The sequence below is a fragment of the Croceicoccus sp. genome (assembly GCF_983967925.1).
Map to the genome: position 1 here is coordinate 92,410 of NZ_CFETID010000012.1, position 9,380 is coordinate 101,789.

The 9,380-nt window shown below is 65.5% G+C and carries 9 protein-coding genes and 1 pseudogene; 7 read left to right on the forward strand and 3 right to left on the reverse strand.

All coding sequences use genetic code 11. The annotated features are described in order from the left end of the window. Positions 1–222, reverse strand: coding sequence for a DUF1192 domain-containing protein (locus tag AC4FIJ_RS08885; RefSeq protein WP_490336357.1), 222 nt, complete (start codon positions 220–222; stop codon positions 1–3). 236 nt (positions 223–458) lie between these two features. Here AC4FIJ_RS08885 and AC4FIJ_RS08890 point away from each other — a divergent pair, with 236 nt between their 5' ends. The 4 genes from AC4FIJ_RS08890 to AC4FIJ_RS08905 all read left to right on the forward strand — a co-directional run bounded on the left by AC4FIJ_RS08890 (position 459) and on the right by AC4FIJ_RS08905 (position 4,847). Continuing rightward, a complete protein-coding gene (locus AC4FIJ_RS08890) occupies positions 459–1,436 on the forward strand; it encodes an NAD(P)H-quinone oxidoreductase (protein ID WP_490336370.1) in 978 nt (325 codons plus the stop codon). Beyond that, on the forward strand, positions 1,433–2,074 hold the full coding sequence (locus AC4FIJ_RS08895; protein WP_490336358.1) for a glutathione S-transferase family protein: 642 nt from the start codon (positions 1,433–1,435) through the stop codon (positions 2,072–2,074). The genes AC4FIJ_RS08890 and AC4FIJ_RS08895 overlap by 4 nt, the downstream gene beginning before the upstream one ends. Positions 2,075–2,239: 165 nt before the next feature. Then, positions 2,240–2,962, forward strand: coding sequence for a DUF1013 domain-containing protein (locus AC4FIJ_RS08900; protein WP_490336359.1), 723 nt, complete (start codon positions 2,240–2,242; stop codon positions 2,960–2,962). Between the two features lie 205 nt (positions 2,963–3,167). Beyond that, entirely contained in the window at positions 3,168–4,847 is a 1,680-nt protein-coding gene (locus AC4FIJ_RS08905; protein ID WP_490336371.1) for a long-chain-fatty-acid--CoA ligase, read from the forward strand. 31 nt (positions 4,848–4,878) lie between these two features. On the opposite strand, the gene AC4FIJ_RS08910 is transcribed toward AC4FIJ_RS08905, so the two are convergent. Together AC4FIJ_RS08910 and AC4FIJ_RS08915 are read right to left on the reverse strand one after the other, a co-directional pair. Continuing rightward, entirely contained in the window at positions 4,879–5,277 is a 399-nt protein-coding gene (locus AC4FIJ_RS08910) for a bactofilin family protein (protein WP_490336360.1), read from the reverse strand. A gap of 4 nt (positions 5,278–5,281) precedes the next feature. Then, entirely contained in the window at positions 5,282–6,463 is a 1,182-nt protein-coding gene (locus AC4FIJ_RS08915) for a M23 family metallopeptidase (RefSeq protein ID WP_490336361.1), read from the reverse strand. Between the two features lie 328 nt (positions 6,464–6,791). Here AC4FIJ_RS08915 and AC4FIJ_RS08920 point away from each other — a divergent pair, with 328 nt between their 5' ends. The 3 genes and pseudogenes from AC4FIJ_RS08920 to AC4FIJ_RS08930 form a co-directional block, all read left to right on the forward strand. Further along, positions 6,792–8,087 (forward strand): glutamate-5-semialdehyde dehydrogenase, encoded by a 1,296-nt coding sequence (locus AC4FIJ_RS08920; RefSeq protein ID WP_490336362.1) that lies wholly within the window; start codon positions 6,792–6,794, stop codon positions 8,085–8,087. A gap of 66 nt (positions 8,088–8,153) precedes the next feature. Beyond that, positions 8,154–9,197 (forward strand): aldo/keto reductase, encoded by a 1,044-nt coding sequence (locus AC4FIJ_RS08925; RefSeq protein WP_490336363.1) that lies wholly within the window; start codon positions 8,154–8,156, stop codon positions 9,195–9,197. 5 nt (positions 9,198–9,202) lie between these two features. Then, positions 9,203–9,380 (forward strand): annotated as a pseudogene (locus tag AC4FIJ_RS08930) (nicotinate-nucleotide adenylyltransferase); the annotation flags it as partial.

Sequence of the window (9,380 nt, forward strand, 5' to 3'; positions counted from 1 at the left end):
TCATGCTGGCGGCTTCTCCGGCGATCCGAAGAGAGCCTCGGCAGCACGGCGGTGCTTGTCCACCCGGTCCATATGGGTTCGGGTCCGGGTAATTTCCAGTTCCAGCAAGGCGATGCGCTCTTCCAGCTCGTCCTGCGAAAGCGGGTCGAGGTTCTCACTCGCGAGGCGGGTCGCGAGTTCGCCGGTTTGGCCAGCGGGCCGGGGGCGATCGTCATCGAACATTGCAATATCCGATCATGCCGCTGTTTGCCTTGCTGTCAATGCACCTTGCGGTTAACCGCATGCGGGTGGGCGGAAATCCACAGGCTGTACGCCGGTCGGCACGGGGCATGTGCCGGTTTGGCAACAGTCATCGCGGGACATTCGATTCAGGGGTGAATGTGACAGACGGGATGAATGTGACAGGCGGGGTGAATGGAACTGGCAAGCCCGGCAGCAATCCGAACATCGCGGATAAGATGACCGCCATCGCCATCGACGGAAAGGGCGGGCCGGAAGTGCTGGTCCCGCGCGAGATGGCGGTGCCTTCGCCCGCCGAGGGACAGGTCCTGCTGCGCGTTCAGGCCGCCGGGGTGAACCGGCCCGACGTGATGCAGCGCTCGGGGCTCTATCCGCCGCCGCCGGGTGCGCCCGATACGCCGGGGCTGGAAGTGGCTGGCACGGTCGTCGCGGTCGGCGACGCTGTCGATCCCGAACTGCTGGGCACGCGCAAGTGCGCATTGGTCGCGGGCGGCGGCTATGCGCAATATTGCCTTGCCAGGGCCGATCATTGCCTTCCCGTGCCCGACGAAATGTCGATGGAGGAAGCCGCTGCGCTGCCCGAAACCCTGTTCACCGTGTGGAGCAATGTGTTCGAACACGGCATGGCGGACGAAGGCGAATGGCTGCTGGTCCATGGCGGCACCAGCGGGATCGGCACCATGGCGATCAAGCTGGCGAACCTGTTCGGCCTGACCATCATCGTCACCTGCGGCAGCGACGAGAAATGCGATGCCGCCCGCGCGATGGGCGCGCATCACGCGGTCAACTACAAGGACAGCGATTTCGTCGAGGAGGTCAGGCGCATCACGGACGGGCGCGGCGTGGACGTCGTGCTCGACATGATTTCGGGCGATTATGTCGCGCGCAACATCGCCTGCATGGCCGAGGATGCGCGCCACGTGACCATCGCCATGCAGGGCGGCGTGAAGGCTGAGATCCCGATGCACAAGGTGCTGACCAAGCGGCTGACGCTGACCGGATCGACGCTGCGCCCGCGTTCCGACGATTTCAAGGCGGCGCTGGCGGACGAGATCCGGCGTGAGGTCTGGCCCTTCGTCGCCAGCGGGCAATTGCGGCCCGAAATAGATTCGACCTATCCGCTGGACCGCGCCGCCGATGCGCACCGCCGCATGGACGAGGATCACGTCGGCAAGATCGTGCTGACCGTATTATGACCGCCCACACTTCACCGACTGGCCTGCCCTCACCGCTGATCCTTCACGAGGATCCCGTCAGCGGCAATTGCTACAAGATCAGGCTGACGGCGGCGCTGCTGGACATTCCGGTCGAGCGCCGGTTCTACGACATCACCAAGGGCGAAACCCGCACCGAGCGTTTCCTGGCCGAGGTCGACGCCAATGGGCGAATTCCCGTGCTGCAGGCGGGCGAGCAATTCCTGCCCGAAAGCAACGCGGCCTGTTTCTACCTAGCCGACGGATCCGGGCTGATTCCTTCGGGTAGGTTCGAACGCGCCGCAATGCTGCGCTGGATGTTCTTCGAGCAGTATCAGCACGAACCCAATATCGCGACCATGCGATACTGGCTGCATGTGCTGGGCGAAGCGAATCTGGCGGACCAACAGCGCTGCTTGATGGCGATGAAACGCAGCGGCGGCGAGGCGGCACTGGCGCTTATGGACCGGCATCTGGCGGAGCGGGACTGGTTCGTGGGCGATGCCTGTTCGCTCGCCGATATCGCGCTATTCGCCTATACCCATGTGGCGCATGAAGGCGGCTTCTCGCTGGACGGGCTGGGCGCGATTCGCGGCTGGATCGGGCGCATGCGCGCCCTGCCCCGTTTCGCGCCCATGTAAAGCTGAATCGCGCGGGCGAGCGGGAAACCCTTGCCTGCATGCGCGGGATCGCCTAGATGCGAAAGGCAAGCGGCCGCTCCGGTAAGGGGCGGCCCTTATCGTTTTTCCGCCCCGCGCATCGCCGGATTTTTCCCGAAAGAATGTCCGGCCCGCGCCACGGGGCCCATGCGAAAGGTTCACTTCGTGAGCACGAAACAGGCCACTCCGCTGATGCCGCACGCGACCGCCAGCTGGCTGATCGACAACACCGGCCTTACGTTCGAACAGATCGCCGAGTTCTGCGGCCTCCACATGCTGGAGGTGCAGGCCATGGCCGACGATCTGGCCGGCGCGAAATACACCGGGCGCGATCCCGTTCGTGCGGGCGAGCTGACGCACGAGGAGATCGAGAAGGGCCAGAACGATCCCGAATACGTGCTGAAGATGCACCGGGCGCCGGTTCAGGTCCAGCGCACCAAGGGTCCGCGCTATACCCCGGTGTCAAAGCGTCAGGACAAGCCCGACGGCATCGCATGGCTGATCCGCAACCATCCCGAAATCTCGGACGCGCAGATCGGCAAGCTGATCGGCACCACGCGCAACACCATCGGCGCGATCCGCGACCGGTCGCACTGGAACATCCAGAACATCAATCCCAAGGATCCGGTGACGCTGGGCCTCTGCAGCCAGCGCGAGCTGGACGCGGCGGTGGCCAAGGCGGCCAAGAACCTGCCTGCCGATGAGCAGAAGCCGGTGGCCGACACGCGGCTGGTCGACGACCGCCAGGCCCTGATCGACGAGCTGAAGAAGGAGCGCGAGGATGCCGCCCGCGCCGCTGTCGAGGCCGCGCAAGAAGCCGAGGCCGAGGCATGGCTGGCCGCACGCCGCGACAACGCGACCGAGGAATAGGCGCCTCTTTGAAACACAATTGAAAAGGGCCCGGCTCCAGCGTGAGCCGGGCCCTTTTTCGTCGGGCGCGGACGCTGCGACTGCGAAGCGGTGCCGCAGCTGCGAGGCGGCTATCTTGCCGCATTCCCGGCGAACGGGCACAATACCGCCCATGAACGCACATAATAATAATATCGGAGAAGATGCGCCGCCGCCCGAATGGCCGATGTCAAACGGCCGAAGGCTCGATGGAGAGGGCCACTATCGTCACCCGGTCGACTGGGAGGCGGGATTCGAGCCCTTGTCGGTACCGGACATGCTGGCGCGCGGCGCGCAGATGGCGGGCGACCGCGATGTCGCGGATTTCCTTGGCAAGACGCTGACCTATCGCGAGGCGCTGGCGCAGGCCCGCCGTATCGCTGCCGCCTTGCAGGCTGCCGGCATCGGCAAGGGCGACCGCGTCGGCCTGTTCCTGCCCAATGTGCCGCTGTACATCACCGCCTATTACGGGATCATGATCGCGGGCGCGACCGCGGTGAATTTCTCGCCGCTCTACACGGTCGAGGAATTGTCGGCGCAGGTCGAGGATTCGGGCGTTACCCTGCTGTTCACCGTCGATTCCAGCGCGCTGCTGCCCACCGCGATCGAGGTGCTGGACTGTTCCGCCGTCAACCGGCTGGTCGTGGGCCATCTGCCGGGCATGATGCCCTGGTGGATGGGGCTGGCGATGAAGCTGTTGAAGCGCAGCGACCTGACCCCCCTGCCCTCCGATCCGCGTATTACCGCGCTGGACCGCTTTGTGGCGGGTGCGGGCGAACCTGCGCCCGTCGCCATCGACCCCGAAAAGGACATCGCGCTGCTGCAATATACCGGCGGCACCACCGGGCGGCCCAAGGGCGCGATGCTGTCGCATCAGAACCTGACCGTGAATGCGCGCCAGACCCTGCGCATCGATCCGCACCGCGGCGAGCGCGACGTGATGATCGGCGTGCTGCCGCTGTTTCACGTGTTCGCCAATACGGTGGTGCTCAATCGCACGGTGCTGAACGGCGGGACCATCGTGATGCTGCCGCGCTTTGACGCGAAACAGACGCTGAAGGCGCTGAACCGCACGCAGGCGACCGCGCTGCCCGGCGTGCCCACCATGTATCAGGCGCTGCTGGATTGCCCGGCCATCGGCAGCACCGATTTCACCTCGCTGCGGGTGTGCATATCGGGCGGCGCGCCCTTGCCCCTGCCACTGAAGCAGAGGTTCGAGAGCGTGACCGGCGCGCATGTGGTCGAGGGTTACGGCCTGACCGAAAGTTCGGGGGTGGTGTCGACCAACCCGTTCGGCAAGCCCGACGACGAAAAGCCCGGCACCATCGGGCAACTGCTGCCCGGCACCAGCATCCGCCTGCTCGACAAGGAGGACCCTTCCCGGTTCGCGCCTGCGGGCGAGCCGGGGGAGCTGGCGGTCAAGGGGCCGCAGATCATGCAGGGATACTGGAACCGGCCCGAAGGCCATGCGGTGTTCCGTGACGGCTATCTGCGCACCGGCGATGTCGCCACCATCGATGCGGACGGCTTCCTGACCATCGTCGACCGCATCAAGGACATGATCGCGGTGGGCGGCTTCAAGGTGTTCCCCAGCCAGATCGAGGAAATCATCCTCGATCGCCCCGGCATACGCGAGGCGCTGGTGATAGGAATCGCCGACGATTATCTGGGCGAGGTGCCCAAGGCCTTCGTCACGCTGGAACCCGGCAGCGAGGACGATGAGGAGAGCCTGCGCGAATGGGTCAATTCACGCGTCGGCAAGCATGAGCGGCTGGCCGAGGTCGAGATTCGCAAGGAACTGCCCAAGACGATGATCGGCAAGCTGGACCGCAAGGCCCTTCGTGCCGAGATAGCGGGCGACAAATAAGGGCCGGCAGCCGCCAGCCCCCTTCGGTTCGTCAGTTTGCCAGCGAGAGCTTCGGCTCGTTGTCGGTGTCAGCCCCGGTTGAGACTGCCCCGTTCATGGCGGGCGCCGAGCCATGCGCGCGCCGGGCGAACTTTCCCTCGACATTCGCTCCCTGTTCGATGGTCAGCGTGTCGTAATGCACATCGCCGGTGATGCGCGCGGATTTCAGGATCACCAGCGTCTTGGCGGTGATCGAACCGTCGACCGTACCGGCCAGACGCGCGCTCTCCGCCTCGATCGCGCCGTTCACGGTGCTGGATTCGCCCTGCACCAGCGATCCGCAATGGATGTCGCCATCGACGCTTCCGTCGATGTGCAGATCCTCGCTCGCGTGGATATTGCCGGTGACCTTGATGTCGGAGCCGAGGACGGAGAAGCTGGAAGATGCCATGGTATTACCGGTCGGCCGCGGCGACGGGGCCTGTTTTTCCTGTTTCGAGAACACGTCTTGCTCCAAGTATGCTGGCGCCTTTTTCCAGCATGGGGCGCGGATCGACCGCGCGATTATTGATACGGACTTCGAAATGCAGATGCGGTCCGGTCGAACGGCCCGTGCTGCCGATGCGGCCGATGGTCTCGCCCGCGTCCACACGGTCGCCGACGCGCGCGTCGAACTTCGACATGTGCGCATAGCGGGTCATGACGCCATTGCCATGACGAATCTCGATCACATTGCCGTATCCGCCCTTGCGCCCGACAAAGGCGACGCGGCCCTTGGCGGCGGCGCGGATCGGCGTGCCGGTCGCGCCGCGGAAGTCGAGCCCCGAATGCATCGCGGCGCGGCCCGTGAACGGATCGCGGCGATAGCCGAAAGGCGAGGAGATCATGTCGCGGCGACCGGGCAGAACGTTGGGAATGCCTTCCAGCCCGCGTTCCAGCGCGGCCATGCGCGACAGCGAACTGGCCAGCTTTTCGAAACGGGGGTCCAGTTCGTCATTGCCCGATCCGAACGCCTCGAAGGGACCGCCCATCGCGCTGTTCTGGGCGTTCAGCCGCGCGACCGTCGCGGGATCGAGCCCCAGCGTGCGGATCGCCTTCGCCGCATCGTCGGCGCGCTTGTCGGCAAGGCGGGTCAGCCCTTCGACAAAGGCGAGCTGGCGTGCCTCGAGTTTGGCAAGGCCGACCGCCTCGGGCAGGACGGCGCTGACCTTCTGGACCGTGCGGCGGGTTTCGGCGGTCGAATCCTGAACGCCCTGCACCGCACCAGCGCCGGGCATGTCGCCAAGATGGTCCTCGACCATGTCCTCGATAAAGGCCTGGCGGCGCGATAGATCGTCGGCAACCTCGTCCAGACCTTCGCGATAGGCGGTGACGCGGCTTTCGGCGGTGGCGACCTTGGCGGCGCGCGCGCTCAGCTCGGCGGCATTGGTGCGGGTGTTCCATTCGCTGACCACGGCAACGCCCATGGTGGCGGACCAAACGACGGCCAGCGCGGCGGCACCGCCCGCGGCCTTCATCTGCAGCGATGAGGAAATCCGGACGAAGCGGACCTGGCCTTGCGAGCGCATGATGAACTCGCGGTCAGGAAACCAGCCCTTGATCCGGGCGAGAAGCGTGCTTTGGGCAGCTTGCGCCAAGGTTTACCCCATAGATCCCAAACGAGCCTCGCAAGGGGGCTGCGAAGCTTTCCCGTCCAGCTCTGGCTAGCATCGAGAAGGTTAAGTTGAAGTTTCCTGAGTCGGCTTAGCGGTGAAGCGTTGCCGGGGCGGGACGAAATGCTACAATTATTGGAAACGAAGCCTAAATCGGCGGAACCATTGTCGATTATCGGCGTTTCGCCGCGCCCTTTCGTAAACGCTGACATGCGAGTCAGCAGCGAATCTCAAGGCCCTGTCGGACCGCCCGAATCGTGCTTTTTTTGGCCCATACGCTGACAAACCGGGTCCCGATTGCTAGATTACGGGCATGGACACTGTAATCGAAAAGCAAACCGACGCCCCACTTTCCGCCGACGACAGCGCGGCCGTGATCGAAAAGCTGGCCCGCAAGGCCCGTGCAGCGCAGCATGTGCTGGCCGGGATGAGCGACGATGCCAAGGCCGACGCCCTGCGCGCCGCCGCCGCTTCGCTGCGCGATCATGCCGCCGAGATCCTTGCCGCGAATGCGAAGGATATCGACGCCGCCAAGGAGCGCGGATTGTCGAGCGCGATGATCGACCGGCTGAAGCTGGACGAGGACCGGCTGGAAGGCATTGCCGCCGCGGTCGAGAACGTGGCCGACCTGCCCGACCCGGTGGGACAGGTGATCGATCGGTCCGAACGCCCCAACGGATTGCAGTTCGCGCGCGTCCGCGTGCCCGTGGGCGTGATCGGCATCATCTATGAAAGCCGCCCCAATGTGACCGCCGATGCCGCGACCCTTTGCGTGCGCGCCGGCAACGCGGCGCTGCTGCGCGGCGGCAGCGAGGCGGTGCATTCCAACCGCGCGATCAACAAGGCGCTGGCCGAAGGGCTTGCCAAGGGCGGCATCCCCGAAGGCGCGGTGCAGCTGATCCCGACGCAGGACCGTGCGGCGGTGGGCGCGATGCTGAAGGCGGCGGGCCTGATCGACATGATCGTCCCGCGCGGCGGCAAGTCGCTGGTCGCGCGCGTTCAGGACGAGGCGCTGGTGCCCGTGCTCGCCCATCTCGACGGCATCAACCACACCTATGTCCACGCCAGCGCCGATCCTTTAATGGCGGAAGAGATCGCGCTCAATGCCAAGCTGCGCCGCACCGGCGTTTGCGGCGCGATGGAGACGCTGCTGATCGACAAGGCCTATCCCAAGGCCGAGGGCGTGGTGAAGAAGCTGCTGGACGAAGGCTGCGAAGTGCGCGGCGATGCGGCAGTGCAAAAGCTGGACGAGCGGGTGAAGCCCGCGAGCGACGAGGACTGGGACACCGAATATCTCGAGGCCATCGCCTCGGTCGCCATGGTCGGCGGCATGGACGACGCGCTGGACCATATCGCGGCGCATAGTTCGGGGCACACCGATGCGATCGTCGCGGCCGATACCGATGCGGTCGAGACGTTCCTGAACCGTGTCGACAGCGCCATCGTGATGGCCAATGCCTCCAGCCAGTTCGCCGATGGCGGCGAGTTCGGGCTGGGCGCAGAGATTGGCATCGCCACCGGACGGCTGCATGCACGCGGTCCCGTCGCGCTGGAAGGGCTGACGACCTATAAATGGCAGGTACGCGGGAACGGGCAGACGCGGCCCTGATTAATATTCTAGATTGACCAGGAGGCGGCCCCATTCGGAGGCCGCCTTTTTCTTCGGGAGACCCCCATGCGTTACAACCGTCTCGGCCGCACCGGCCTGTTCGTTTCCGAGCTTTGCCTTGGCACCATGACCTTTGGCGAGGGCGAGGGGATGTTCAAGCAGATGGGCGCGCTGGGGCAGTCGGACGTGAACCCGCAGGTCAAGGCGGCGGTCGACGGCGGCATCAATTTCATCGACACGGCCGATGTCTATTCCGCCGGCAAGTCCGAGGAAGCGGTGGGCCGCGCCATTCGCGATCTGGGCCTGAACCGTGACGAGCTGGTGATCGCCACCAAGGCGCTGGGCCCGATGGGTGAGGATGTGAACGCCCGCGGCGCATCGCGTTTTCATTTGCTGAACGCCATCGACGCCAGCCTCGACCGGCTGGGTATGGATCATGTCGATCTCTACCAGATCCACGGCTGGGACCCGGCCACGCCGCTTGAGGAGACGCTGCGCGCTCTCGACACCATCGTCCAGTCAGGCCGCGCCCGCTATGTCGGCGTTTCGAACTGGGCCGCGTGGCAGATCGCCCGCGCCATCGGCAAGACCGAACAGCTGGGGCTGGCCCCGCTGGCGTCGCTGCAGGCCTATTATTCGCTGGTCGGGCGCGACCTTGAGCACGAGATCGCGCCGATGCTGGAGGCGGAAGGGCTGGGCCTGATGGTCTGGTCGCCTTTGGCGGGCGGGTTCCTGTCGGGCAAGTACCGCCGGGGACAGGAAGGCGAGGGGCGCCGCGCGAGCTTCGACTTCCCGCCGGTCGACAAGGACAAGGGGTACGACGCGGTCGAGGTGATGGACGACATTGCCGCCAGCCATGGCGCGACCGTGCCGCAGGTGGCGCTGGCATGGCTGCTGGCCAAGCCGGCCGTATCGACCGTCATCATCGGCGCGCGCAAGCTGTCGCAGCTGCAGGACAATCTGGGCGCGAGCGATGTTCGCCTGAGTGAAGACGACATCGCCCGGCTGGACGCGGCCTATGCGCCGCCGATGCAATATCCCGGCTGGATGCTCAAGCGGCAGGGCGAATATCGCAAGGGCGGCCAGATCGAAGCGAATTTCGACGACTGACGCCGATGCGCACCGGGTTACTGGGTGGCAGTTTCAATCCTGCCCATGGCGGGCATCGCCGCATCACTCTGTTCGCGATGGACGCACTGGCGCTCGACGAGGCGTGGTGGATGGTCTCGCCCGGCAATCCGCTGAAGACGCAGGCGGGGATGGCACCGCCGGCCGCGCGCATGCTGTCGGCCC